Here is a 24524-nt window from a genome sequence, read left to right on the forward strand (position 1 = left end):
GGCGTCAGAAGACGAGTCTGCAGACCGCCCTGCTGGGGACGGCGGGTCTCGATACGCCGCTGCGCGGCTACTCGACCAGCATGAGTCGTGCGCGGTCGCCCAGCTGGGCCGCTCCGGTCACGCCGTCTCGAGGAGGGGCTCCGGGTCGCGCAGCGCCGGGGTCAGGCCGCGGCGGCGGCGGGCGGCGGCCAGCACGGTGACGGCGAGGGCGCCGACCAGCCAGAGCGAGAGCACCAGCACGGCGTTCGCGACGCCGATGCTGCCGCCCGCGATCAGGGAGCGGAACGCCTCGACCGTGTAGGTCAGCGGCAGCACTCCGTGCACGGCCTGGAAGAAGGCGGGCGCCGTCTCGATCGGGTAGGTGCCGCCGGCCGAGGAGAGCTGGAGCACGATCAGCAGCAGCGCGAGGAAGCGGCCGGGCGCGTCGAGCAGGGCGATCAGCGCCTGGTTGATCGCGACGAAGGTCAGGCTGGTGAGGACCGCGATCCCCATCAGCACCGGGAGCTGCGCCATCTCGACGCCGACGCCGAAGCGGATCACCAGCGCGGCGAGCACGCCCTGCGCCACCGCCATCAGCGCGCCGGGGAGGTAGCTGCGCAGCGCGATCACCCAGGCGGGCCGGCGGGCGGCGAGCAGGCGCTCGCTCAGCGGCGCGCTCATCAGGTAGAAGGCGAGGGCACCGACCCAGAGCGCGAGGGCCATGAAGTACGGAGCGAGTCCGGAGCCGTACTCGGGCACGCGGTTCAGGCGCTCGGTGTCGAGCGCGACGGGGGCCGCGGCGACGGCGCTGAGCGCGTCCGCCTGGTCCGCCGTGTAGGACGGGACGTCGGCGGCCCCGTCGGCCAGCTTCCCGGACAGCGTCTCGGAACCGGAGGCGAGGGAGTCGACCCCCGAGGCGAGGCTGCCCGCGCCGGTCGCGGCGTCCGCGGAGCCCTGCGCCGCGGTGTCGGCACCGGTGGCGAGGGCGTCGGAGCCGGAGGCGAGCGAGGCGGTGCCCGAGGCGAGCGCGCCGGCCCCGCTCGCGGCGGAGTCGAGGCCGGTCGTCAGCGGGCCGACGCTGCCGGCGAGGGTGCCGGTGCCGGCGGCGACCTGCGCCGCTCCGGAGTCGAGGGAGGCGGCGCCGGTCGCGAGGGACTGCGCCCCGGTGCTGAGCGACTGCGCGCCGGAGTCGGCGGACGCGGCTCCGGAGGCGAGCGACTGCACGCCGGCCGTGAGGTCGGCGGCTCCGGAGGACACGGACGCGGCGCCCGCGGCGAGCGCGGTCAGCCCGCCCGAGGAGTCGCCGACGAGCGCCGAGGACCCGGCGGCGAGGGTCTGCGCGCCCTGGTCCGCGGCGGTCGCTCCGGTCGAGACTCCGGCGGCTCCCGACTCGAGCTGCGTGAGGAGGGCGAGGCGCTGGGTGTCGGTGAGAGTGCCGTAGCCCGCGATCAGCGACCGGAGGCCGGTGTCGACCGTCGCCGCTCCGGTGGCCAGGGCGGGAGTGCTCGCGGCCAGCGCCGCCGAGCCGTCGCGCAGCGTCCCGGCGCCGGCGAGCGCCGCCGTCGCGCCGTCGGAGACGGAGGACGCGCCGTCGGCGAGGGACTGCGCGCCGGTCGCGGCCGTCGCCGCTCCGGAGGACAGAGCGGCGGTGCCGTCGGCGAGGGTCGCCGCTCCGGTCGCCAGGTCCGCGGCTCCACCGTCGAGCGACTGCGCACCCGTGGCGACCGACTGCGCGCCGGCGTTCAGCGCGGCGGCGGACGACGGCAGCGCGGACGTCCCGGCGGCGAGCTGCTGAAGCCCGGAGGAGAGGGTCGCCGCTCCATCCGCAGCGGAGTCGGCCCCGTTGCGGAGCGAATCCGCCCCGGTGGCGAGCTGCGCGGTGCCGTCCTGCAGCTGCTCGAGGCCGACGACGAGCTCGTCCGAGCCGCTCGACGCGGTGGCCGCGCCGTCGGCGAGCTGCGTCGCGCCGTCGGCGGCCTGCTCGAGGCTGTCGTGCACGTCCGTGAAGCCGACGTAGACGTTCTTCAGGTACTCCTCGCTGACCTGCTTCTCGAGGGTCTGCGTGACCGTGGTGCCGATCGTCGCGGCGATGTTGCCGACGATCAGGTTGGCGCCGTCGTTCGTCGCGATCGACAGCCGGGCCGCGGTCGCCGCCGAGGGGTCGTCCCCGCCGACGGAGGCGACGTCGGCCGAGAAGCCGGCCGGCACGGTCAGCACCGCGTAGACGGCTCCGGAGGCGAGCTCGCTCGCGGCCTCGTCGGCGTCGGTCCGCGTCCAGTCGAAGTTCGAGGCGGAGGTGCTCGTCGTCAGCTCGTCGGTCAGCGCGTCGCCGAGCGCGAGGGCCGAGCCGTCGGCGGCGGTCGCGCCGGTGTCCTCGTTCACGACCGCCGCGGGGACCGAGTCGAGGTGGTGGGTCGGGTCGAGGTTCGCCGAGGTCAGTAGGCCCGCGTAGATCAGCGGGATGAGCGCGATCGCGGAGAAGACGACGACGAGGCGCGGGGAGACGGAGCGCAGACGGTGGAGGAGCCGGGGTGAGCGGCGGGCGGCGGAGGCGGGCATGGTCCTTCTACTTCGAGGAGTCGGTGGCGGGGGCGGTGAGCCGCGGCGATGCGACTCCGGTGACGAGGAGCTCGGCGATCTCGGCCGAGGCGGAGGCGACCGGGCGGCGGTCGTCGCCGTCGAGCAGCCAGCCGACGACGAGCCAGACGGTCCCGGCGGCGAGGAAGACGGCGAAGCGCTCGACCCGGGCGCGATCGCCCGCCTCCTGCGCGGCCAGCGGCGAGAAGGCGAGCAGCCGCTGGGCGAGGAAGGCGACGACCGACTCCTGGACGGAGCGGGCGGTGCCACCGCTCAGCGCGCGGCGGTGGAAGTCGGCGTGCTCGAGCAGCCCCGAGAGCAGGCCGCGGACGACGCGGGGCACCGCGGTCTCCCAGTCGTCCTGCGGCGAGGGCGGCACGACGGCGGCGAACAGCGCGTGCATCCGCTCGAGCGCGGCGGCCTCGACCAGCGAGGGCACGTCGCCGAAGTGCTGGTAGAACGTCGGCCGGCTGACGCGGGCGGCCGAGCAGAGGTCGGTGATCGACGGCTGCTCGTCGCCGGGGTGATCGAGCGCGACCGTGATCGCGGCGATCAGCTGCTCGCGAGAGCGGGCGAGGCGGGGGTCGGCCATGGTGCCTCCTTTACGTTCGTAACTTACATTACATCCGTAAAGGAGACAGGGGAAGGCACCTCACCATTGCTGACGACGCGGGTTCTCGATACGCCCCTCCGGGGCTACTCGACCAGCATGGGACGGCGCGGACGTCGGCCCGGGCATGCTGATCCGGCGACCCGCGTCGCCTGCATGCTGATCGAGTAGCCCGCGCAGCGGGCGTATCGAGATCCACCGTGGCCAGGAGGGAAGTCTGCAGACCTCCCTGCTGACGACGTCGGGTCTCGATACGCCCCTCCGGGGCTACTCGACCAGCATGGGACGGCGCTGGCCTCGCCTCGGTCATGCCGATCGAGCGGCCCGGCGTCCGCATGCTGATCGAGCAGCCCGCGCAGCGGGCGTATCGAGATCCACCGCGGCCGGCGAGCGGGTCTCAGGCTCCGTCGGGGTCGGCGGCGAGGATCGTCGCGATCTCGGTGGTGTCGATCACGAGGGTGTCGTGCGGGGTGAGGCCCGGGCTCTTCGGGGTCGGCACGGGCAGGCGGACGAGCAGCGCGCCGGGGTCGACGCTGAAGCGGCCGCTCGTGGTGCGGCCGATCGGGTCGCCGTCGAGCTCGGCGAGCACGGGCTGGTCGAGCGAGAAGGAGAACTCGCGTCCCGGCCACTGGTGCAGGGACGCGAGGCCGTTGCGGTTGCCGGTCGCGACGTCGAGGGCGAGGCCGAAGCGGCGGCGCAGCAGCACCAGCTCGAGGTCGCCGTCGTCGAGGACCGCGCCGGCGGCGAGCTCGATGTTCGCCACGACCGAGCTGCAGTTGCAGGCCAGCACCATGAGGGTGCGGGTCGGCGGCTCCGGCTTCCCGTCGATGGTCAGCGTCACCTCGAAGCCGGCCTTGAACATCACCTCGGCGCCCGCCGCGACGTAGGCGCCCCAGCCGACGCGCTTCTTCAGCTCGTCGTCGGTCTTGTCCATGATCTCGGCGTCCAGGCCCACGCCGCCCATCACCATGAAGACGCGCTCCTCGCCGTCGTCGAAGGTCGCCGTGCCGACGTCGATCGCCCGGTCCTGCCCGAGCAGCGCGATCTCGACCGCGTCGGCGAGCGCGCCGAGCGGGATCCCGAGGTTGCGGGCGAGCAGGTTGCCGGTGCCGCTGGGCAGCAGTCCGTAGGGAACCGACGTGCCGCGCAGCACCGAGGCGACCGCGCGCACGGTGCCGTCGCCGCCCATCGCGCAGACGAGGTCGGCGCCCGACTCCAGCGCGGCCCGCGCGGCTCCGGCTCCGGAGTCGTCGACGCTGGTCTCGAACCAGAGCGGCTCGCGCCAGCCGGCGCGGCGGGCGACCGTGGCGACCACGTCCTGCGCGGCGCCGACGTCGTCGAACTTGCTCGGATTGATGACGACGGCGACCACGGGTTGCGCGGCCGTGGATCTCGCGGAAGGGGCTCTCACGCTCTCAGTCTGCTGTGCCGGGCGCCGGCTCCCGCACCGTGCGCCGCTCGAGGGTCGCCGCCGCCTCCGTCGCGAGGACCGCGCCGAGCTCGGCCGAGAGCGTCGCGGGCAGGGTCGGCGGGGCGTCCCAGCGCGGCCCGGCGAGCAGGATCCCGCCGCGCTCGCTCGAGCGCCAGAGGGCGTCGACGCTGCCGGTGACGAAGCGGCGGATCCGCGTGGCGGACACGGCATCGACCCCGTCCGCCGTCGCGAGGTCGACCAGGTGCCGGTAGGCGATGCCGCCGAAGAGCGCGCCGTCGCCCGCACCCTGGTCGACGAAGACGCCGTCGGGTGCGAGGCGCGTGAGCAGATCGTCGGCGGTCCGGGAGGCGTGCGCGAGCAGCCGTGCATCCGGGCGCAGCCGGTGCACTGCGAGCGCTGCGCCGATGTAGACGCCGTGGTTGTAGCTGAACGCCCAGTCGTCGCGGGCCGAGCCGCCCTCGCGGCCGATGCCGTCGGCGACGAAGCCGGTGTCGTCGTCGCGCAGGCGCACGTGCAGCCAGTCGAAGGCGGCGCGGGCCAGCTCCTCGCGGCCGTCCGGGCGGAGGCGCTCCAGCCGGGCGCCGAGGATCGCGAACGGCCCGTTCGCCGGCGCGTTCTTGTAGTCGAGCTGGCGGCGGCGCCAGGCGAGGCTCGCGCCGTGCCGGAGGTTCCAGCCGCGCGCGACCGCGAAGCGCCAGAGCCGGTCCGCGCGGTCGAGCCAGCGGCCCTCCCCCGTCGCCTCGCCGAGGCGGGCCAGCGCGCCGCCGAGCCACATCATGTCGTCGAAGTAGCCGTTGACCAGCCGGCCGCCGTTGCGGAGCCGGACGGCGCGGTGGATCCGCGAAGCACGCTCGAGGTGCTCGGTGTCGCCGGTGCGCTCGAACGCGTCGACGGCGGCGTCGATCGCGTGCGCGAGCCACCAGTAGTCGAACTCGAGATCCGCGCGCAGCGACGTCGGGTAGCTCGTGTGGTAGCCGAGCACCGGCACCGCGAAGAGCCGCTCGAGGCTCGACTGCGCCGCGTCCGCGCGGGCGACGGCCCCGGACCGGTCAGGCGTAGACGTGGGGAGCGAGGATCGCGACATCGCGGAGGTTGCGGTAGCGCTCGGCGTAGTCGAGGCCGTAGCCGATGACGAAGTCGTTCGGGATGTCGAAGCCCACGTAGGCGACGTCGACCTCGACCTTGGCGGCGCGGGGCTTGCGGAAGAGCGCGCAGATCTCGACGGACTCCGCGCCGCGGCTGCGCAGGTTGCCCTGCAGCCAGGAGAGCGTGAGGCCGGAGTCGATGATGTCCTCGACGATCAGCACCTTGCGGTCGGTGATGTCGGTGTCGAGGTCCTTGAGGATCCGCACCACGCCGGAGGACTTCGTGCTGCTGCCGTAGGAGGAGACGGCCATCCAGTCCATCACGATGTCGAGCTTGAGCTCGCGGGCGAGGTCCGCCATCACCATCACGGCGCCGCGGAGCACCCCCACGATGAGCAGGTTCTCGCCGGCGTAGTCGCGCTCGATGGCGCGGGCCAGGTCGCGGATCCGCTCGTGGATCTCGGCCTCGGTGAAGAGGACCTCGGTGATGTCGTCGGCGATGTCGGCTGCTTCCACCCGGCCACTCTACGGGCGGCGGCGCCCTGCACCCCTCCGCGAGATGCCACTTGTGCACGCCTTCCACGGCGTGTCGCGTGCACAAGTGGCATCTCGCGGCGGGGGGATCACACGGGGGCGAAGACGAGAGTTGCGGAGACCCGGGTGGCGCGGACGCCGGGGAGGTCGACGCCCTTCTGGCCGTGCCAGTCGGTGACGAGGGCGGCGACGGCGAGGGTCTGGGTGCGGGAGAGGGCGACGCCGAATTCGTTCTGCACGACGAGGCGGATGATGCGCTGGCGCAGCGCCGGCGGATCGGCGGCCAGGCCGCGGGCGTCGACCGTGACGTGGCCCTCGTCGTTCTGGCCGACGAGCTCGAGCGCCCAGTCCAGCGCCATCGCGTCGAGCGCGTCGCCGTCCTCGCGGAGCTGGTCCGCCGTGCGGGCGAGTGCCTCGGCGACTCCCGGGCCGAGCTCGTCCTCGAGTACCGGCAGCACCGAGCGGCGCACGCGGACACGGGTGTAGCGCGGGTCGTCGTTGTGCGGATCGCTCCACGGCTCGAGGCCGGCGTCGGCGCAGGCCGCCACGGTGCTCGCGCGGCGGATCCCGAGCAGAGGACGCCGCAGCACCCCGCTCACGGCCGCCATGCCGTGCAGACTCGCGGCGCCCGCGCCCCGGGCCAGCCCGAGGAGCACCGTCTCGGCCTGGTCGTCGAGGGTGTGCCCGAGGAGGACCGCCGCGGCACCCGTCGCCTCGACCGCGTCGTCGAAGGCGCGGTACCTCGCCGTGCGCGCCGCCGCCTCCGGACCGTCTCCGCCCGGCAGCACCGACACGACCTCGCGGAGCACGGGGGCGAGACCGAGGGTGTGCGCCTGCTGCGCCGCGCGTCGCGCGACCTCCGCTGATCCGTCCTGGAGACCGTGGTCGACGATCACCGCGCCGGCCCGCCGACCGCCGCGCTCGGCCTCGAAGGCGACCGCCGCCGCGAGGGCCAGCGAGTCGGCTCCGCCGCTCAGTGCGACGAGCACCAGGGCCTCCGGGTCGAGCTCGTCGAGGCTCGCGCGCACCGCGCGCCGGATGTCGGCGACGGCGGGAGTCAGGCGGGGGCGATCGGGCACATCAAGTAACGTTAGGCCAGCGATCCGGCCTGCGAGCGCGCGCGTCCGCACGCACTCCCCCGGCCGGTCCGACCCGCCGATGCGCCGCCCGCGGCGCCACCGACTCAAGGAGCGAACATGGCCGCATACGACGTCGTCGTAGAGATCCCCAAGGGCAGCCGCAACAAGTACGAGGTCGATCACGAGACCGGTCGCGTCTACCTCGACCGCGTGCTCTTCACCTCCTTCGTCTACCCGACGGACTACGGCTACTTCGAGAACACCCTCGGCCTCGACGGCGACCCCGTCGACGCGCTGGTGCTGCTCGAGTACCCCGTCTTCCCGGGCGTGGGCGTCTCCGTCCGCCCGGTCGGCGTGCTCAACATGAGCGACGAGGCCGGCTCCGACGCCAAGGTGATCGTGGTCCCCGCGAAGGACCCGCGCTGGCAGCACATCCAGGACATCTCGGACGTCCCCGAGCAGACCAAGAACGAGATCAAGCACTTCTTCGAGCGCTACAAGGACCTCGAGCCCAACAAGTGGGTCAAGGTCGAGGCCTGGGGCGACGCCGCCGAGGCGGAGCAGATCGTCCAGGACGGCATCAAGAAGCTGGCCGAAGAGGGCCACTGACCCGCACGGGTCTCCGAACGACGGAACCCGCCCACTCGAGTCGACCGGCTGCTGCCGGCGCCTCGAGGGGGCGGGTTCTCGTGTCTTCGGGCGGCGCCGTCTGAGCGGTGGCTACGCCGTCGGGCGGCCGACCATGCCGGTCGGGGTGCCCCAGATGGAGTGCACGCGCACGGGCGAGTTGGGGTTCGGCGCCTCGATCATCTGGCCGTCGCCGAGGTAGATCGCGACGTGGTAGTAGTCGCCGGGCGAGTCGGACCAGAAGAGCAGGTCGCCGCGCTGACGCTGGCTGTAGGGGACGAGCTTGCCCTCGTTCGCCATGGTGTTGTACTGGTTCGTCGCGGAGTGGGTGCCGATGTACTCGCCGGCGCTCGCATACGACTGCTTGGTCAGACCGGAGCAGTCCCAGACGTCCGGACCCATGCCGCCGAGCACGTAGCGCTCGCCGAGCTGCGCCATCGCGTAGGAGATCGCGGTCTCGACCTGGTTCTGCTGCGGCGCGGGGTTCTGCACCGGCGCCGGTGCGGGCTGCGGGGCGGCGGGCGCCGGGAGCGGCGCGGGCTGCTGCGCAGGGGCCGCCGGAGCGACCGGCTGCTGCGGGGCGGGCTGAGCGGCGGGCTGCTCGACGACCGGCTGGTTCGGAACCGGAGCCGCGGGCTGGCTCGCGGCCGGCGCCGCGGGGCGGGGCGCCGTCGACGAGGAGCCTCCCGACGACGAGGACCCTCCCGACGAGGATCCGGACGACGGCTGCGCGGCCGGCTGGGCGGCGGCAGCGTCGGCCTCGGCCTTCGCGGCGGCGGCGGCAGCGGCCGCAGCGGCCTTGCGCTCCTGCTCGCCGGCGAGGAACGCGGTCTCGATCTCGACGGTGGAGTCCTTGAGCAGCGCGAGCTGCGCGATGAGCTCCTCGGACTTCGCCTCCTGGGCCGCGAGAGCGCTCCGGGCGGAGGCGGCGGCGGCGTCTGCGCCCGTGCGAGCCTCGTCCGCGGCGTCGGACAGCTTCTGGTGCTCGACGACGGCCACGTCGGCCTGCTCGGCGAGCGACTCCGCGGTCTGCTTGTCGGCGAGGGCGTCGGCGTAGACGCGCTGCGACTGCTCGGAGAGCTGCGACATGGCGCCGAGCTGGTACAGCAGATCGCCCGCGTCCTGGCCCTTCGCGACGAGGCTCATCGAGAGGTCGCCGCCGGCGGAGCGGGAGAGGTGTGCGGCGAGGAGGCCGGCACGCATCTGCGACGTGTGCGCCGTCGACGCCGCCGCGTTCGCGCGGTCCTCGAGCTCGGTGACGGCGGCGGCCGCGGCGTCGAGCGCCTCCTGCGCCTGGCGCCAGGCCTCCGCCTTCTTCATCGCGACGAGCGACGCGTCGTCGACCGAGGTCTGCAGCCCGCCGATCAGCGCGGTGATCGAGTCGATCTCGGCCTGCTTGCTGGCCTCGTCGGTCTTCGCGTTCTGCACGTCGTCCCACGAGGGGTACGACGGGTCGTCCGCCTGGGCCGGCACGATGCCGAGCGACGCCGTGACGGCGGTCACCGCGAAGGCGGCCGAGACCGCCAGCGGAAGACGGCCCTTCCAGGCCCGCTCACGCGGGGCGGGGGTGAAGCTGCGGGCGGTCTTCTGCGCGTCAACCAAGTGTGACTCCTCGTGCGGCCATGAAGGGCTGAGCGTCGACGGCGGTGCCGTTGACGCGGGTCTCGTAGTGCAGGTGGCAGCCGGTGGAGGCGCCGGTGGTGCCGACGGCGGCGATCTGCTCGCCCGCCTCGACCCGCTGGCCGACGCTGACGTAGATGCCGCCGGGCATGATGTGCGCGTAGCCGGTGCTGATGCCGTCGCCGTTGCTGATCTCGATCCAGTTGCCATAGGTGCCGAACCAGCCGGCGTAGGTCACCGTTCCGCTGTGGGCGGCGAAGATCGGAATGCCGCAGCCGCCGGCGATGTCGGTGCCGCGGTGGTAGGAGCTGGTCGAGCCGCCGCCGGTGGAGAGGCTGCCGCGGGGGCCGAAGGTGCCGGTGATGCGGCCTGCGGCAGGACGAACCCAGCCGGAGTCGCTGACGGCCGTCGAACCGCCGCCGGGCGAGGGTGCGACGGGCGCGCTGTAGCCGTTGCCGGACCCGCGAGACGGGGCCGCCGCGGCCGCGGCTGCCGCAGCCTCGCGAGCGGCTGCGGCCTGCTGGCGAGCGATCTCGGCCTGCGCCTGACGGGCGGCCTCCTGCTCGGCGAGGATGCGCTGGCGCTCGGCCTCGCGCGCCGCGACCCCGGCCTCGTACTCGGCGACGGTCGTCGACTCGGTGTCGCGGAGCGCGGCCAGCTGCTGCTCGAGCACGATGCTCTGGTTCTGCTGCTCGGTGAGCGCGGCCTCCGAGGCGGCCTGCGCGGCCGTGGCCTCGGCGAGCTTCGCCTCGGCGGCGACGCGGAGCTTCTCCCGCTCGGCCTGCGCGACCTTCGCCTGGTCGCCGAGCGACTCGGCGGTGTTCTTGGTGGTGCTGGCCTGCTCGTAGATGGCGTTGGAGCGCTCGACGAGCTTCGTCATGTTGCCGATGCGGCCGAGGAGGTCGTCGGCCTTGCCGCCCTCGCCGTCGAGGAAGATGTTGACCGAGAGGTCGGTGCCGGTGGTGCGGTAGAGCTGAGCGGCCAGGAGGCCCGCCTGCTGCGTCGCGGCGTCGGCCTGGTCGGCACTGGCGGTGGCCTTGGCTTCGAGCTCGGTCGCCCGATCCGAGGCGTCATCGAAGTCCTGCTGAGCCGCGAAGTACTCCTCGCCGCGCTGCTCGGCGACCTGCTGCGCCGCCGCGACCTCGCTCTGTAGGCCGTCGATCAGCGAGAGGATGCTGTCCACCTGCGCGGCCGCCGCCTGGGTGTTGCCCTTCGCCGCCTCGACGTCGGCCCAGCTGGGGTACTCGACCGCCTGCGCGGGAGTGGCGACCAGCAGGCCCGCGACCAGGGCCACCGCGGCCGAGACGAGGGCGGTGCCGCGGAGACGGCCGATCCGCGGCGCGCCGGAGCGGCGTGCGGGGCGGTTTCGGCGCGAAGAGTGGATCATGGGACCTCGGTGCTGGAGACGGACTACTCCCCCGGCGGCGGTGCGGCTCCGTCGCGAGGAAGTGGCGATTCCGACCCACCCTAGTCAAGCCCTCCCCGTACGCCTAGGGATCGGCGTCGCCCGTCAGGGGCACAGGCGCGCATCGACGTCCGGCGGCCTCCCCGCGATCGGCGCCCCGCGAGGGCCGGTTTTGCATATCCGGCCGGCTGTCCCTATGCTTGCGTGTCGGTAGTCATGGTGGGTCGGCCGCAGGGTCGCCCCGGCGAGCTTCCGGCCCCATCGTTTAGTGGCCTAGGACACCGCCCTTTCACGGCGGCAGCACGGGTTCGAATCCCGTTGGGGTCACGGATGAGGGCTACCACCGCAAGAGAAGTGCACCACCGCAGAACGGCCGGAGACGGACGGGATGTGAAAATCGAACAGCCTCGAAGGCAGTATGCTTGTCTTCGCAACGAGGCCCTGTAGCGCAGCTGGTTAGCGTGCCGCCCTGTCACGGCGGAGGTCGCGGGTTCAAGTCCCGTCAGGGTCGCAGAGAGGCCCTTCCGAGAGGAAGGGCCTTTTCCAGGAGACGACTCGCTCGTCTCCTCGCGGCATCGATGTCCTCGGACATCCTCGGCTGCAACGGCTCTGTAGCTCAGTTGGTAGAGCGCACGACTGAAAATCGTGAGGTCACGGGATCGACGCCCGTCGGAGCCACGGAAACCCTCGCCTAGCTTCTACATGGCGGGGGTTTCTTCCGTTAACGGGTCGTTCCCGAGCCCCACCGGTCGGGCTGCGCCTCACTCCGCAGAAGTCGTCGTACTCGACGCAGGAGTACGACGGATCTCGCGCAGCAGAGTTCGAGAGCGGCTGCTCGGCTCGTCGAATCGGCCTCGGCTCGCGAGAACGGCTCGATCCTGCGAGCCGGACGTGGTTCTGCGAGCCCGAGGTGCGCTCCGGGCGCTCAGCTGGGCTGCGTAGCCTGGGCGGGCCATGAATCCCGCCCCCTTTCCGCCGCCCGATCCGTCGACCGTCGCCCCCGAGCAGCCTGCCGTCGCCGCCGCGCCGCCGCACGGTGGGCCCGCCTTCGCCTGGGCGCCGCCGCCCGAGCCGCAGCCGTCGGTCGACGCTCCGTACTCCTCTCTCCTCTATCTGCCGGATCCGCGGGTGCGCTGGGGGCTGCCGACGGCGGCGCTGACGATCGCCGGGATCGTGCTGCCGCTCGCGCTGCTGATCGTGCTGTTCGGCTTCGGGGTGCTGCCCTACTCCCCCGGGCTCGTGTTCGCGGGGTCGTTCGCCAGCTACCTGGTCGCGCTCGTCATCCCGTTCGCCGCGTCGAAGCTCCGCGGGCTGGGGTCGCTCGCCGCGGACTACGGGCTGCGGTTCCGCTGGATCGACGTGCCGATCGGCATCGGGCTGGGGATCGGCGTGCGGATCGCGATCGTCGCCGTGCTGATCGTGTTCTCGCCGCTGCTGGGCGAGGCGGAGAGCAACCTCGAGCTCGACCCCGACCCGCTGTGGTTCGTGCTGAGCTCCGTGATGATCCCGGTGCTGGTCGCACCGATCGTCGAGGAGATCCTCTGCCGCGGGGTCGTCATGCGGGCGGTCCGCAACCGGATGCTGCGGACGAAGGGCGATGCGGCACCGCCGACCCGCGGGCGCCGGGTCTGGGCGGCGGTGTTCAGCGTGATCGCGTCGACGCTGGTCTTCGCCCTGCTGCACGGGCACCAGATGGTGAATCCGGCGACGGTGGTCACGCTGGGGACGACGACGGTGATCGCCGGGCTGGCGCACGGCTGGATCTCCACGGTGACCGGGCGGCTCGGCGCGGCGATCGTGTCGCACGCGACGCTGAACGGGTCCGCGGTGCTGCTGCTGGTGCTGGTGACGGCGCTGGGGTAGCCCCGGCGACGGTGGATCTCGATACACCCGCGGAGCGGGCTACTCGATCAGCATGAGTTCCATGGTGGTCGAGTAGCCGCGGAGCGGCGTATCGAGACCCGGCGTGCTGTGGACGGTGGATCTCGATACGCCCGCTGCGCGGGCTACTCGATCAGCATGCAGGGTCTTGCGGGTCAGACGTCGAGGATGCGGAGGACCGGGTCGAGCGGGAGCTCGCCGCGGACCTGGCGGTGCAGGCGCTCCATGTCGGCGTCGAGGGCGGCGGCGGTGCGCGCGGCGTCGGACAGGCCGTCGAGCAGCTGCTGCGGGACCTGGCGGTCGTACTTGTAGTAGATCTTGTGCTCGAGGCTCGCCCAGAAGTCCATCGCGATGGTGCGGAACTGGACCTCGACGCAGACGTCGACCGAGCCTCCCGAGAGGAACACCGGCACCTCGACGATCGCGTGCAGGCTCTTGTAGCCGTTCTCCTTCGGAGTGGCGATGTAGTCCTTCACCTCGAGGACGCGGACGTCGGCCTGCGAGGTGAGCATGTCGAAGACGCGGTAGACGTCGGAGACGAAGCTGCAGGTGATCCGGACGCCCGCGATGTCGGTGACGGCGGCGGCGATGCCCTCGAAGGAGGTGTCGCAGCCCTTGCGCTCGATCTTCTCGATCAGGCTGTCGGCCGACTTCAGCCGGCTCGACACGTGCTCGATCGGGTTGTACTCCCGCATCTCGCGGAACTCCTCCTGCAGGATCGTCACCTTCGTGACGATCTCGTCCATGCCGAACTTGTACTGCAGCATGAACCGCGCGAAGTCGTCGCGGAGGGCGCGGATCTCGGCGACCGTGCCGGCGTCGAGCGCCTGCGCGACCTCGTCGCTCAGCGGGGGGACGGCGGGCGCCGCGCGGTCGGGAGATCGGGGTTCCACGGGGAGTCACCCTACGCGCGGGCACCTCGGGCCCGGATGTGAAGCGCCATCGGGGTTCCGAGGAGTCCCGGCTCCGTCCTGCGGGGGACGATCCGCGCGAGCCCCGCTGGCTAGCGTCGGAGGATGTTCTCCGCTCTGAACGTCTTCGGCATCCTCTACATCGTCGCGGCCATCGCGGTCGTCGTGATCGTGCTCGTGCTCGCCGTGCTGCTCTGCCGGCTCGCGATCGCCGCGCGCGAGAACCAGCTGGCGACCGTGCGCCTGCGCGAGCTGCAGATCGAGCGGCTGCTCCTCGACGAGGAGTGAGCGCGGCGGGCTGCGCGGCGCCGGCCGGGAGCACCGGTCAGGGCAGCGCCGGACGCACCTCCGGGCGGGACACCTTCGGGATCAGCAGCCCGAGCACCACGGCGACCACCGCGCCGATCGCGCCGATGACGAACGTCGTCTCGAACGCCTCCGAGCTCGGCAGGTCGACGGAGCCCACCGAGACGGTCAGCTGCGCCAGGACCGCCGCGGTTACCGCGGACGACAGCGTCGTGCCGAGGGTGCGCATCAGCGAGTTCAGGCCGTTCGCCGCTGCGGTCTCGGAGGCCGGCACCGCGTGCATGATCAGGGTCGGCATCGCGGCGTAGGCGAGGCCGAGGCCGACGCCGATCAGCGCGTTGATCACGAGGATCTGCCAGACCTCCGCGCCGAACGGGAGGATCAGCAGGTAGGACACCGCGATCAGCGCCGCTCCCGAGACCAGCACCAGGCGCGGCCCGGACTGCGCCGAGAGCCGGGCGGCGAGCGGCGAGGTCGCCATCATCGCCAGGCCCGAGGGCGCCAGGACCAGGCTCGCCACGATGAGGCTGAGGCCGAAGCCGACGCCGGACGCGGCCGGCAGCTCGAGGCGCTGCGGCAGGGTGATCTGCGCGCCGAAGAAGGCGAAGCCGACGGCCACCGAGGCGAGGTTGGTGAACAGCACCGCCGGGCGGGCGGCGACCCGGAGGTCGACGAGCGGGCTCTCCTGGCGCAGCTCGTACCAGCCCCAGATCAGCAGGACCGCGACGCCGCCGAGGCCCGAGCCGAGGATGCCGGGGCTCGTCCAGCCCGCGTCGTTGCCGCGGGAGACGGCGATCAGGATGCCGCTGAGGCCGATCGCGAGGCCGATCGTGCCGACGACGTCGAAGCGGCCGGGCGAGCGCAGGGTCGAGACGGGGATGACGAGGAGCACGAGGACGATGTCGAGCACGCCGAGCCCGGCGGACATCCAGAACAGCACGTGCCAGTCGAGGTTCTCGGCGACCAGGGCGCTGAGCGGCAGGCCGAGCGCGCCACCGATGCCGAGCGTGGCGCTGACGAGGGCGATCGCGCCGGGCAGGCGGTCGCGGTGCAGGGTGTCGCGGAGGATCGAGATGCCGAGCGGGATGACGCCCATCACCGCACCCTGGAGGGCGCGGCCGACCACGAGCGTCCAGACGTCGTCCGCGAAGGCGCAGACGATCGAGCCGAGCACGAGGACGACGAGCGCGGCGAGGGCCATCCGGCGCTTGCCGTAGAGGTCGCCGAGACGCCCGGAGACCGGGGTGAGGATGCAGGCGCTGAGCAGGGTCGCGGTGATCACCCAGGCGGTCTCGCTCCGGTCTGCGCCGAGCAGGGTGGGCAGCTCCGACTGGATCGGGACGACCAGCGTCTGCATGAACGACGCGCTCATCCCCGCGAAGGCGAGGACGGCGGTGATCAGGCGGGGGCTGGGCGAGCGGGTGAGCGAGCGTCTATCGGAGTCGGGCACTGCGGTCCTTCGTGTCGGCGGCGTGCAGGAGCGGGACGCCGGAGGTCCGGCGTCCTGCAGGGCGGGTCGTATTGCTCAGCTTTGCATCGCCGGGCCTCTGAGCCGAACCGACCGATGCTCGGAAACCTTCCCGATCGCTCTACCGGGCTGCCGCGGGCGGGACGAGGATGGGCGCATGATCGAGATCGAGAGCTGGATCGCCGGCTACGAGAAGGCCTGGGCGACGGACGACCCCGCGGATGTGGCGGCGCTCTTCACCGAGGGCGCGGAGTACTTCACGGCGCCGTACGCGGAGGCGATCACTCCGCGGGAGGCGATCGTGGAGTGGTGGGTCGCGGAGAGCGAGCCGGACGACCCGACGTTCGCGTGGGGGCTCGTCGCGCTGACGGAGACCACGGCGGTGGTGGAGGCGCGGACCATCTACCCCTCGGACCGCACGTACCTGAATCTGTGGGTGATCCGCTTCGCGGAGGACGGGCGGGCGTGCTCCTTCACGGAGTGGTACATGGAGGAGCCGAGCGACTCGGTGAGCTGAGGGGGCGGGTCTCGATACGCCGCTGCGCGGCTACTCGACCAGCATGCAGGGGCCGCTGCGCGGCTGCTAGACCGGCATGAGCTGCTTGCTGATCGAGTAGGGCGCGGAGCGACCGTATCGAGATCCGCCGTGTCTGAGACGGTGGGTCTCGATACGCCCCTTCGGGGCTACTCGACCAGCATGCAGGGGCCGCTGCGCGGCTGCTCGACCAGCATGAACGCGGGGCCGCTCCGGGGCGGGGTCAGAGGGCGGAGCCCGCGACGGCGAAGGTGTCGCAGGCGGTGGCGTCGGCGTCGAAGCCGGCCTGGAACCAGCGCTGGCGCTGCTCGGCGGAGCCGTGGGTCCAGCCCTCGGGGTCGACGGTGCCGGTCGCCTGCTCCTGGATGCGGTCGTCGCCGACGGCCGCGGCGGCGCTCAGGGCGTCGCGGTACTGCTCCTGCGTCACGGGCTTGAGATAGGGGGTCCCGGTCTCGTCGGGCACGGTGGAGGCGTCGCCGACCCAGGCTCCGGCGTAGCAGTCGGCCTGCAGCTCGAGGCGCACGGAGTCGGAGTCGGGGCCGGTGCCGCTGCGGTCGGCCGACTCCATCGCGCCGGTCAGGCTCTGGATGTGGTGGCCCCACTCGTGGGCCAGGATGTACATCTGCGCGAGCGAGCCGCCCGAGGTGTCGAAGCGGGTGCGCAGCTCGTCGAAGAAGTCGGTGTCGAGGTAGATCGTCTGGTCCGGCGGGCAGTAGAACGGGCCCACCGCGGCGGTGGCGTTGCCGCAGCCGGTGCTGGTCTGGTCCTCGAAGACGATCACTCCGCCGGTCGTCGTGTAGGTCGCCCCGACGGAGCCCGCCGCGCCGGCCCAGTAGCGGTCGAGCGACTCCGCCGCGCCCTCGAGCCGGCAGTCGACCTCGGCGTTGGCATCGGCGCCGCTGTCGCAGGCGACGGCCGTGCTGGTGATCTGCTCCGGCGAGGATCCGCCGCCACCGCCGACGAGACCGCCGAGCCCGGACAGGTCGACCCCGAGCAGCTGCGAGAGCAGGGCGAGCACGACGACGCCCACCGCGCCGCCGCCGACCGCGATGCCGGTGGTGCGGCCGCGCCGGCGGACCTTGCCGCCGCTGAGCTGGGAGTCGTCGTTGAAGGTCATGCGGTCAAACTAGCGCCGACCGAGGACACGCTGCCCGGGGTTGCGGACGGCCCCCGTGGCTCGGCCGGATCAGCCCCAGCGCGACTCGCTGGCGTCGCGGATGATGTCGAGCAGCGCCTCGCGCAGCGGACCGTGATCGAGGGTCCCGGGCAGCATGTCGACCTCGAGCCGGTGCGCGCGCTGCCAGGCCTCGCGGCCCTTGTCCGTCAGCGACACCAGCTGCCGGCGGCGGTCGGTGGAGTCGCTCACGCGGGAGACGTGCCCCTCGCGCTCCAGCCGCTCGATCGTGCGCGACATGGTCTGCACCTCGACGTGCGCGGAGGCGGCCAGCTCCTTCTGCGCGGCCGGCCCGGCCTGCAGCAGGTGCAGCACGACCAGGCCCGCGTGGGTGAGGCCGATCTCGGCGAGCGCGCCGTGCCAGGCGTGCTCGACCATCCGGGACGCCGTGGCGAGGAGGCGGCCGGTGGGCCAGCCGTCCATCCCCTTGTCGTCGTCCGCGCGCATCCGCCCAGGCTAGTCCGCCCCGCCGGCCGGGCGGGACGGAGCCGCTGATCGCCTCAGGAGGCGAAGCGGTCGGTCGCCTCGATCAGGGCGTCGAGGATGCCCGGCTCGTCGAACGCGTGGCCGGCGTCCGGGATCAGGTGGAAGTCCGCCTCGGGCCAGGCCCGGTGCAGGTCCCACGCGGTGAACGCGGGCGTGCACATGTCGTAGCGGCCCTGGACGATGACGGCCGGGATGCCGCGCAGCACGCCGACGTCGCGGATCAACTGCCCCTCCTCCAGCCAGCCCTTGTGCACGAAGTAGTGGTTCTCGATCCGCGCGAAGGCCAGGGCGAAGGCGGGGTCGGACCAGGCCTCGATCATCTCCGGCTTCTGCAGGAGCGTGATGGTCGAGGACTCCCAGGTGGTCCAGGCGACGCCGGCGGGACCGTGCACGGCCGGATCGGCGTCGTGCAGCAGCCGGTAGTAGGCCTCGATCAGACTGCCGCTCGTGCCCGCCGGGATCACCGAGGTGTAGCCCTCCCAGAGGTCCGGGTAGACCGCGGCGGCGCCGCCCTCGTAGAACCACTCGAGCTCGGCCCGGCGCAGGGTGAAGATGCCGCGGAGGACGATCTCGGTGACCCGCTCGGGGTGCGACTCGGCGTAGGCGAGGGCCAGCGTGGAGCCCCAGGAGCCGCCGAAGACCTGCCAGCGCTCGATGTCGAGGTGCTCGCGGAGCTTCTCGAGATCGGAGACCAGGTACCAGGTGGTGTTCGTGGAGAGGTCGGCGTCCGGCTCGCTCGCGTGCGGGATGGAGCGGCCGCACATCCGCTGGTCGAGGAGCACGATCCGGTACTTCTCCGGGTCGAAGAGGCGGCGGTGGGTGGCGGAGGCGCCGGCGCCCGGTCCGCCGTGCAGGAAGACGACGGGCTTGCCCTCGGGGTTGCCCGAGGCCTCCCAGTAGATCTCGTGGCCGTCGCCGACGTCGAGCATTCCGGTGTGGAAGGGCTCGATCTCGGGGTACAGAGTGCGCATGGGCCGCACACTACTGACGATCAGGGTCGGGGGAAGCGATTTCACGCGGCCCGGCCCCGGATGCGCCCGGGGGTTGCGCATCCGGAGCGGCGTCAGGCCTGCTCGAGCACCGCCTCGGCGCGCTCGGCGTCGCCCTCGGCCAGGCCGCGGTCGATGGCGCGGCGGGAGGCGAGCCAGAGCACGGCTCCGGCGACGAGGACGAGCACCTCGGTGGCGGTCAGCGCCGAGATGATGCCGCCGAGTCCGAACCAGAGGTTCCCGAGCAGCACGACCGGGACGAAGAGGACGCCCTGGGTGAGCGACATGGTGGTCGCCGCGAGAGCGCGGCCGGTGGCCTGGAACAGCGAGGTCAGCAGGCCCGCGAAACCGTTGGCGATCATCGCCACCAGCTGCGCCGCGAGCACCACGGCGCCGAGGGTCAGCACGGCGGGGTCGTCGGCGAAGACCGCCAGCACCGGCTCGTGCAGCAGCCAGAGGGCGGCGGCCGCGAGCACGGTGATCGTCCCGACGGCGACGGCGGCGCCGCGGATCGCCGCGCGCAGGCGCTCGCGGTCGCCCTTGCCGTAGGAGTAGGCGAGCAGCGGCAGGACGCCGAGGGTGATGCCCATCACCAGGAACTCGGGGACCTGGGCGATGCGGACCGCGACGCCCATGGCCGCGAGCGGTCCGTCTCCGTAGGCCGCGGCGAGGTTGTTGAGCACGAGCGCGGTCACGATCAGGAAGCTCGACTGCAGCAGCTCGCCGGCGCCGACGCCGAAGACGGGCTTCAGCACACTCGCGCGCAGGGTGAACCAGCGGGGCGAGAGGTCGATGTGCTCGCTCCGGCGCTGGAGCCAGAGGGCGAAGTAGCCGACGACGAGCAGGTTGGCGAGGCCCACGGCGAGCGCCGCCCCGGCGACGCCGAAGTGCAGCACCAGGATGAAGAGGACGTCGAGGAGGAGGTTCGCGACGGTCGAGAGGAGCAGGCCGATCATGACCTGGCGGGCCGCGCCCTCCGCCCGCACCAGCTGCTCGAGGCAGAAGGAGGCGGCGAGCACCGGCACGAAGGCGAGGGTGACCGCGGTGAAGGCGCCGGTCGCGGCGGCCGTGGTGGAGTCGGCGCCGAGGAGGGCGACCAGCGGACCGAGGAGGAGCAGGCCGAGGCCGCCGAGGACGGCGCCGGTGAGGATCGAGCCCCAGAGCGCGAAGGAGGCGACGTGCTTGATCTCGCCCGCCTTCTCGGGGTCGCGCTCCGAGGCGCCGAGCAGGCGCGAGATGAGGGCACTGCCGCCGACGCCGAAGACGCCGCCGACGGCCATCACCAGCCCGAGCAGCGGGGAGCCGAGGGTGATCGCGGCGAGCAGGGTCGCGTCGTGCAGCGAGCCGACGACGCCGGCGTTGATGACGCTGTAGACGGCGGAGACGATCATCGCGGCGGCCATCGGCACGCAGAGGTGCACGAGGGCGCGGACGATCGGGGCGGAGGAGAGGTACCAGCGGTCGGTGCCGGGGGCGGCGGGGCGCGGGGTGGGGGTGTCGGTGGGCGTGGTGTCGGTGGGGGTGTCGGTGCTGGACATGGGCGGGCTTCTTCCGGGCAGGGTCGAGCGCGCGCCGAGGGTCGTCGGCACGGCGCGAGGAGGGAGGCGCGCCGAGGAGGGCGCGGTCGGGGCACCGCGGAGGGCGCGGTGAGGAGGCGCGCGAGGGAGCGGCGCGCGAGCAGGGCGGAACGGGAGGCGGGGGCGGAGCGCCCGAGCGCCTAGCGGGTGGGGGGCGGGAGGACCGCGGTGATCTTGGTCAGGAGCGCCTGGAGGGTGGCGCGCTCCTCGGGGTCGAGGGGTGCCAGGAGGGTCTCGTCGGCGGCGAGCATGGCCTCCTCGAACCCGGCGATGAGCTCGGCGCCCGCGGGAGTCGCGTAGACGCGCTTGCGGCGGTCGTCGCCTCCCTCGGTGCGCCGCTCGACGAGGCCGCGGCGCTCGAGCCCCTGCAGGAGGCTCGTGACACTCGCGGGGCTCGTCCGGCTGACCTCCGCGATCTCGCGCTGAATGACGCCGGGCGTCTGCGCGAGGTAGCCGAGGACGAAGGCCTGCTCGTGGCTGAGCTCGCGGGCGCGGATCCAGTCCTCGCCGGCCTTGCGCTGCGCCCACGCCAGCCAGCGGACGAGCTCGAGTCCGGAGGTGGGGCGGTCGCGGGGTTCCTGCATGCTCAGAACACTAATTGTTAGAGGTCTAACGGTCAAGGCTCGAAGGGGTGGGGTCTCCACTTTGCTGATCGAGTAGCACGCGCAGCGGGCGTATCGAGATCCACCACCGTCGGAACGCGAGTCTGCAGATCCGCCCTGCTGAGGACGGTGGATCTCGATACGCCCCTGCGGGGCTACTCGACCAGCATGGAACGGGGCGAGGCGGCATCCTCTCCCTCACCACCAGACGCGAAGCGGCTTCGCCGCGCGATGGACCGCTGCGCGGCTCCTCGACGAGCAGACACGGGCACGAGAGGAGAGCGCGGCGACAGCCGCTCCTCGCGCGGGTCGAGCAGCGCGTAGAGGGTGTCGAGACTCCGCTTCCGATGCGGCGCGCAGGCGGCCGGACTACCGTCGGCCGCATGAGCATGCAGCGCGTCCCCGTCACCGTCGCCGTCACCGGAGCGGGGGGCGCGATCGGCTACGCGCTCCTGTTCCGCATCGCCTCCGGGCAGCTCCTCGGGCCCGACGTCCCGGTCCGGCTGAGCCTCCTCGAGATCCCCGCCGGCCTGCGCTCCGCGGCCGGCACCGCGCTCGAGCTGCAGGACGGCGCGTTCGGGCTGCTGCGCGGCATCGAGGTCACCGACGACCCCGCCGCCGCGTTCGACGGCGCGAGCGTCGCCCTGCTCGTCGGCGCCCGCCCGCGCTCGGCCGGCATGGAGCGCGCGGACCTCCTCGCGGCGAACGCCGGCATCTTCGGTCCGCAGGGCGCCGCGCTGAACGAGCACGCCGCCGACGACATCCGCGTGCTCGTGGTCGGCAACCCGGCCAACACCAACGCCTGGATCGCCCGCGCGAGCGCCCCGGACATCCCGGCCGGGCGCTTCACCGCGATGACCCGGCTCGACCACAACCGCGCCGTCGCGCAGCTCGCCGCGAAGCTCGACGCTCCGGTCGACGCGATCTCGGGCGTCACCATCTGGGGCAACCACTCCGCCTCGCAGTACCCGGACGTCAGCCACGCGGTCGTCGACGGCCGGCCCGTCGCCGACCTGGTCGACACCGCCTGGCTGCACGAGGAGTTCGAGCCGCGGGTCGCCAAGCGCGGCGCCGAGATCATCGAGGTGCGCGGTGCCTCCTCCGCCGCCTCGGCCGCGTCCGCCGCGATCGATCACGTGCACGACTGGGTCTCCGGCACCGAGTGGACCTCCGCCGCCGTCGAGTCCGACGGCTCCTACGGTGTGGAGGAGGGCCTGATCTCCTCGTTCCCCGTCCGCTCCGTCGACGGCGAGTGGCGCATCATCCCTGGCCTGGAGATCGACGCCCACTCGCGCGCCAAGATCGACAAGTCCGTCCTCGAGCTGCGCGCCGAGCGCGACGCCGCCCTGGCCTTCCTGGAGCGCTGACGCAGGCCGCGAGATGCCACTTGTGCACGCTTCTCACGGCGTGTCGCGTGCACAAGTGGCATCTCGCGGAGGGGGTCAGCGCTTGGGCGACTTCTCGGGGGTGGGGAGGGTGCCATCCGCGCGGGCGGCCTCGTACCAGGCGTGCGCCTCCTCCTGGCGGGTGGCCTCGGCGCCGCTGGCGATCGACGCGCGGATGTGCTCGGGGCGGTAGCCGAACGCGGCGACCAGGTCGCCGGCGTGCGGGCGCAGGCGGGCGAGCAGGCGGTCGATGTAGGAGGTCACCGCGAGCGCCCGCTGCGACGAGAGCCGGCCGTGCAGCAGGTACCAGGCGAGGTGCTTCTCGATCAGCTCGAGGCCGAAGAGGTCGCGGAGCCAGGTCAGCACCGTGCGCGTCCCGTCGTCCTCGATCGTGGCGAGCGCCTCGGTGAACGCCTCCCACTGCAGCAGCTCGGCGTGCGCGCGGGCGGCCTCGATCAGCTCGCTCTGGTGCGCGTTGAAGAGGCGAGCGGCCTCGTCGGCGGGCAGCTTCGAGGCCGACCGCAGGCGGGACGCGACTCCCGAGACCATGCTCTCGACCCGGTCGGTCAGCAGCTCGCGCTGCTCGTCGCGGAGCTGACCGACCGAGCGGGCGGTCGAGCCGCGGTCGGCGACGACCTGCGCGAGCCGCCGCAGTCCGGAGTTGTTGACCGTCGCCCCGGCGACCTGGCCGACGGCGTAGCGGGCCAGCTCCCCCGGCTGCGCGTTCTTGAAGCGGCGGCCGACGTCGGTCAGCAGTCGCTTGGCGACGAGCTGCAGCAGCACGGTGTTGTCGCCCTCGAACGTCGCGTAGACGTCGAGGTCGGCGCGGAGCTGGGTGAGCCGGTTCTCGGCGAGGAAGCCGGCGCCGCCGCAGGCCTCGCGCGCCTCCTGCAGGGTGTCGAGGGCGTGCCAGGTGGACAGCGCCTTGAGACCCGCGGCGAGCGTCTCGAGATCCTGCCGCGACTCGTCGGTGTCGTTCCTGCCGGAGAAGACGTCGTCGAAGGCCCGCAGCAGCCTGTCGTGCGCGAAGCCCGCCGCGTAGGTCGTGGCCAGGCGCGGGAGCAGTCGGCGCTGGTGCCGCTGGTAGTCGAGCAGCACCTCCTCGCGGTCGCCGCCTCCGGTGAACTGCCGGCGCTGGTCGCCGTAGGTGATCGCGATCGTCAGCGCGATCTTCGACGCGGCGACGGAGGCGCCGTCGAGGGAGACGCGCCCCTGCACGAGCGTCCCGAGCATGGTGAAGAAGCGGCGGCCCGGGCTCGCGATCGGCGAGGAGTAGCTGCCGTCGGCCGCGACGTCGCCGTAGCGGTTGAGCAGGTTCTCGCGCGGCACGCGGACGTGGTCGAAGTGCAGGCGGCCGTTGTCGATGCCGTTCAGGCCGCCCTTGAGGCCGTCGTCCTCGCCGCCGACGCCGGGGAGGAACGCGCCCTCCTCGTCGCGGATCGGCACGTAGAACGCGTGCACACCGTGGTTCACGCCGCGGGTGACGAGCTGCGCGAAGACGACGGCGGCCCGACCGTCGACGGCGGCGTTGCCGAGGTAGTCCTTCCAGGCGGCGCGGAACGGGGTGGTCAGGACGAAGTCGCGGGCCTCCTCGTCGAAGGTCGCCGAGGTCGCGATCGAGGCGACGTCGGAGCCGTGCCCGGTCTCGGTCATCGCGAAGGCGCCGGGGATCTCGAGGCTCATGATGCCGGGCAGCCACTTCTCGTGGTGCGGCTGCGTGCCGAGGTGCAGGACGGCCGCGCCGAAGAGCCCCCACTGCACGCCCGACTTGATCTGCAGCGACGGGTCGGCGGTGACCAGCTCCTCGAAGCCGGCGATGTTGCCGCCGTGGTCGGCGTCGCCGCCGAGCGCGACCGGGAAGGCGCGGTGCACGCCGCCCTCCGCCGCGAGGATGCTCATCTGCTGGGTGACCCGGGCGCGGTGCTCGGCCATCGGCAGGCCGTCGGTCCGGTGCAGCTCGGGGCGGGAGGTGAGGGCGCGGGTCGCGAGGCGCTGCTCGCGCCACTCGCCGAGCAGCAGCTCGCCGAGGGCTGCCACGTCGACGCCGGGGGCGCCGTCCTCGTCGAGCCGGGCGTCGACCTCGCTGCCGAGGACGTCCACGGGCGGCGGCGGGGTGATCGGGCCGGAGCGGGAGCGGCGGACCCGGGAGCGCGATCCGGCGCGGTCGGCGGCGTCGGCGGCGGAGTGGGGGCGGGGCGCTGTGGTGCTCATGAGGAGGATCCCTTCGACCGTCTTCGGCTCGGACCGCTCGCGATCGGCCGG

At 73.0% G+C, this 24524-nt stretch carries 21 protein-coding genes and 3 tRNA genes; 8 read left to right on the plus strand and 16 right to left on the minus strand.

The window, feature by feature from the left end; genetic code table 11:
* Positions 1-117: 117 nt before the first annotated feature.
* From C1I64_RS13615 to tilS, 6 genes are all read right to left on the minus strand, one after another.
* Positions 118-2538, minus strand: coding sequence for a YhgE/Pip domain-containing protein (locus C1I64_RS13615; protein WP_127887561.1), 2421 nt, complete (start codon positions 2536-2538; stop codon positions 118-120).
* Positions 2539-2545: 7 nt separating this feature from the next.
* Positions 2546-3148, minus strand: coding sequence for a TetR/AcrR family transcriptional regulator (locus C1I64_RS13620; protein WP_127887562.1), 603 nt, complete (start codon positions 3146-3148; stop codon positions 2546-2548).
* A 415-nt stretch (positions 3149-3563) separates the two neighbouring features.
* On the minus strand, positions 3564-4577 hold the full coding sequence (locus C1I64_RS13625; RefSeq protein ID WP_164874550.1) for a diacylglycerol/lipid kinase family protein: 1014 nt from the start codon (positions 4575-4577) through the stop codon (positions 3564-3566).
* Between the two features lie 4 nt (positions 4578-4581).
* Positions 4582-5682 (minus strand): glycoside hydrolase family 76 protein, encoded by a 1101-nt coding sequence (locus C1I64_RS13630; RefSeq protein ID WP_127887564.1) that lies wholly within the window; start codon positions 5680-5682, stop codon positions 4582-4584.
* Positions 5648-6199: a hypoxanthine phosphoribosyltransferase gene (gene hpt, locus C1I64_RS13635; RefSeq protein ID WP_123446809.1), complete on the minus strand. Its 552-nt coding sequence runs from the start codon at positions 6197-6199 to the stop codon at positions 5648-5650. The genes C1I64_RS13630 and hpt overlap by 35 nt, the downstream gene beginning before the upstream one ends.
* Positions 6200-6306: 107 nt before the next feature.
* Positions 6307-7296, minus strand: a complete 990-nt coding sequence (gene tilS, locus C1I64_RS13640) for a tRNA lysidine(34) synthetase TilS (protein WP_127887565.1) — start codon at positions 7294-7296, stop codon at positions 6307-6309.
* A gap of 117 nt (positions 7297-7413) precedes the next feature.
* Here tilS and ppa point away from each other — a divergent pair, with 117 nt between their 5' ends.
* Positions 7414-7905 carry an inorganic diphosphatase gene (gene ppa / locus C1I64_RS13645; RefSeq protein ID WP_123446811.1) on the plus strand — a complete coding sequence of 164 codons (492 nt, stop codon included), beginning with the start codon at positions 7414-7416 and terminating at the stop codon, positions 7903-7905.
* Positions 7906-8016: 111 nt separating this feature from the next.
* Here ppa and C1I64_RS13650 read toward each other — a convergent pair whose 3' ends face one another.
* Positions 8017-9525 carry a C40 family peptidase gene (locus C1I64_RS13650; RefSeq protein WP_123446812.1) on the minus strand — a complete coding sequence of 503 codons (1509 nt, stop codon included), beginning with the start codon at positions 9523-9525 and terminating at the stop codon, positions 8017-8019.
* On the minus strand, positions 9518-10930 hold the full coding sequence (locus C1I64_RS13655) for a M23 family metallopeptidase (protein ID WP_244209480.1): 1413 nt from the start codon (positions 10928-10930) through the stop codon (positions 9518-9520). The genes C1I64_RS13650 and C1I64_RS13655 overlap by 8 nt, the downstream gene beginning before the upstream one ends.
* A gap of 272 nt (positions 10931-11202) precedes the next feature.
* Here C1I64_RS13655 and C1I64_RS13660 point away from each other — a divergent pair.
* The 4 genes from C1I64_RS13660 (at position 11203) to C1I64_RS13675 (ending at position 12811) form a co-directional block, all read left to right on the plus strand.
* A tRNA-Glu gene (locus C1I64_RS13660) sits at positions 11203-11275 on the plus strand.
* Between the two features lie 110 nt (positions 11276-11385).
* Positions 11386-11459, plus strand: a tRNA-Asp gene (locus C1I64_RS13665).
* A gap of 94 nt (positions 11460-11553) precedes the next feature.
* Positions 11554-11626: transfer RNA gene (locus C1I64_RS13670), tRNA-Phe, on the plus strand.
* A gap of 276 nt (positions 11627-11902) precedes the next feature.
* Entirely contained in the window at positions 11903-12811 is a 909-nt protein-coding gene (locus C1I64_RS13675; protein WP_127887566.1) for a CPBP family intramembrane glutamic endopeptidase, read from the plus strand.
* Positions 12812-12984: 173 nt separating this feature from the next.
* Here the strand turns inward: C1I64_RS13675 and C1I64_RS13680 are convergent, their stop codons facing one another.
* Positions 12985-13596 (minus strand): GTP pyrophosphokinase, encoded by a 612-nt coding sequence (locus C1I64_RS13680; protein WP_123732880.1) that lies wholly within the window; start codon positions 13594-13596, stop codon positions 12985-12987.
* Positions 13597-13845: 249 nt separating this feature from the next.
* On the opposite strand from C1I64_RS13680, the gene C1I64_RS13685 reads away from it, so the two are divergent.
* Positions 13846-14028 (plus strand): hypothetical protein, encoded by a 183-nt coding sequence (locus C1I64_RS13685; RefSeq protein WP_123446814.1) that lies wholly within the window; start codon positions 13846-13848, stop codon positions 14026-14028.
* A gap of 37 nt (positions 14029-14065) precedes the next feature.
* On the opposite strand, the gene C1I64_RS13690 is transcribed toward C1I64_RS13685, so the two are convergent.
* Positions 14066-15496, minus strand: coding sequence for an MFS transporter (locus tag C1I64_RS13690; protein WP_244209481.1), 1431 nt, complete (start codon positions 15494-15496; stop codon positions 14066-14068).
* A gap of 175 nt (positions 15497-15671) precedes the next feature.
* Here C1I64_RS13690 and C1I64_RS13695 point away from each other — a divergent pair, with 175 nt between their 5' ends.
* Positions 15672-16031, plus strand: coding sequence for a nuclear transport factor 2 family protein (locus C1I64_RS13695; protein WP_123446815.1), 360 nt, complete (start codon positions 15672-15674; stop codon positions 16029-16031).
* A gap of 241 nt (positions 16032-16272) precedes the next feature.
* Here C1I64_RS13695 and ypfJ read toward each other — a convergent pair whose 3' ends face one another.
* From ypfJ to C1I64_RS13720, 5 genes are all read right to left on the minus strand, one after another.
* Entirely contained in the window at positions 16273-17166 is an 894-nt protein-coding gene (gene ypfJ / locus C1I64_RS13700; protein WP_123736601.1) for a KPN_02809 family neutral zinc metallopeptidase, read from the minus strand.
* A gap of 69 nt (positions 17167-17235) precedes the next feature.
* Positions 17236-17670: a MarR family winged helix-turn-helix transcriptional regulator gene (locus C1I64_RS13705; protein ID WP_123705541.1), complete on the minus strand. Its 435-nt coding sequence runs from the start codon at positions 17668-17670 to the stop codon at positions 17236-17238.
* 53 nt (positions 17671-17723) lie between these two features.
* Positions 17724-18680 carry a prolyl aminopeptidase gene (gene pip / locus C1I64_RS13710; protein ID WP_127887567.1) on the minus strand — a complete coding sequence of 319 codons (957 nt, stop codon included), beginning with the start codon at positions 18678-18680 and terminating at the stop codon, positions 17724-17726.
* Positions 18681-18772: 92 nt separating this feature from the next.
* A complete protein-coding gene (locus C1I64_RS13715) occupies positions 18773-20236 on the minus strand; it encodes an MATE family efflux transporter (RefSeq protein WP_127887568.1) in 1464 nt (487 codons plus the stop codon).
* A 179-nt stretch (positions 20237-20415) separates the two neighbouring features.
* The gene (locus C1I64_RS13720; protein ID WP_123446820.1) at positions 20416-20859 is read right to left on the minus strand and encodes a MarR family winged helix-turn-helix transcriptional regulator; all 444 of its coding nucleotides are present in this window, start codon (positions 20857-20859) and stop codon (positions 20416-20418) included.
* Positions 20860-21266: 407 nt separating this feature from the next.
* Here C1I64_RS13720 and C1I64_RS13725 point away from each other — a divergent pair, with 407 nt between their 5' ends.
* Entirely contained in the window at positions 21267-22244 is a 978-nt protein-coding gene (locus C1I64_RS13725; protein ID WP_127888578.1) for a malate dehydrogenase, read from the plus strand.
* Between the two features lie 75 nt (positions 22245-22319).
* On the opposite strand, the gene C1I64_RS13730 is transcribed toward C1I64_RS13725, so the two are convergent.
* The gene (locus C1I64_RS13730; RefSeq protein ID WP_127887569.1) at positions 22320-24473 is read right to left on the minus strand and encodes an acyl-CoA dehydrogenase family protein; all 2154 of its coding nucleotides are present in this window, start codon (positions 24471-24473) and stop codon (positions 22320-22322) included.
* Positions 24474-24524 lie beyond the last annotated feature (51 nt).

Source organism: Rathayibacter festucae DSM 15932, from assembly GCF_004011135.1.
Classification (GTDB): Bacteria; Actinomycetota; Actinomycetes; order Actinomycetales; family Microbacteriaceae; genus Rathayibacter; species Rathayibacter festucae.

What these genes read in the sequence shown, in the direction of transcription:
- ypfJ (WP_123736601.1), bottom strand. Translation starts at nt 17,166, where the DNA reads ATGACCTTCAACGACGACTCCCAGCTCAGCGGCGGCAAGGTCCGCCGG.
- C1I64_RS13730 (WP_127887569.1), bottom strand. Translation starts at nt 24,473, where the DNA reads ATGAGCACCACAGCGCCCCGCCCCCACTCCGCCGCCGACGCCGCCGAC.
- C1I64_RS13615 (WP_127887561.1), bottom strand. Translation starts at nt 2,538, where the DNA reads ATGCCCGCCTCCGCCGCCCGCCGCTCACCCCGGCTCCTCCACCGTCTG.
- C1I64_RS13680 (WP_123732880.1), bottom strand. Translation starts at nt 13,596, where the DNA reads ATGCTGCAGTACAAGTTCGGCATGGACGAGATCGTCACGAAGGTGACG.
- C1I64_RS13725 (WP_127888578.1), top strand. Translation starts at nt 21,267, where the DNA reads ATGCAGCGCGTCCCCGTCACCGTCGCCGTCACCGGAGCGGGGGGCGCG.
- ppa (WP_123446811.1), top strand. Translation starts at nt 7,414, where the DNA reads ATGGCCGCATACGACGTCGTCGTAGAGATCCCCAAGGGCAGCCGCAAC.
- C1I64_RS13675 (WP_127887566.1), top strand. Translation starts at nt 11,903, where the DNA reads ATGAATCCCGCCCCCTTTCCGCCGCCCGATCCGTCGACCGTCGCCCCC.
- pip (WP_127887567.1), bottom strand. Translation starts at nt 18,680, where the DNA reads ATGCGCACTCTGTACCCCGAGATCGAGCCCTTCCACACCGGAATGCTC.
- C1I64_RS13630 (WP_127887564.1), bottom strand. Translation starts at nt 5,682, where the DNA reads ATGTCGCGATCCTCGCTCCCCACGTCTACGCCTGACCGGTCCGGGGCC.
- C1I64_RS13655 (WP_244209480.1), bottom strand. Translation starts at nt 10,930, where the DNA reads ATGATCCACTCTTCGCGCCGAAACCGCCCCGCACGCCGCTCCGGCGCG.
- C1I64_RS13720 (WP_123446820.1), bottom strand. Translation starts at nt 20,859, where the DNA reads ATGCAGGAACCCCGCGACCGCCCCACCTCCGGACTCGAGCTCGTCCGC.
- C1I64_RS13695 (WP_123446815.1), top strand. Translation starts at nt 15,672, where the DNA reads ATGATCGAGATCGAGAGCTGGATCGCCGGCTACGAGAAGGCCTGGGCG.
- C1I64_RS13715 (WP_127887568.1), bottom strand. Translation starts at nt 20,236, where the DNA reads ATGTCCAGCACCGACACCCCCACCGACACCACGCCCACCGACACCCCC.
- C1I64_RS13620 (WP_127887562.1), bottom strand. Translation starts at nt 3,148, where the DNA reads ATGGCCGACCCCCGCCTCGCCCGCTCTCGCGAGCAGCTGATCGCCGCG.
- C1I64_RS13705 (WP_123705541.1), bottom strand. Translation starts at nt 17,670, where the DNA reads ATGCGCGCGGACGACGACAAGGGGATGGACGGCTGGCCCACCGGCCGC.
- C1I64_RS13685 (WP_123446814.1), top strand. Translation starts at nt 13,846, where the DNA reads ATGTTCTCCGCTCTGAACGTCTTCGGCATCCTCTACATCGTCGCGGCC.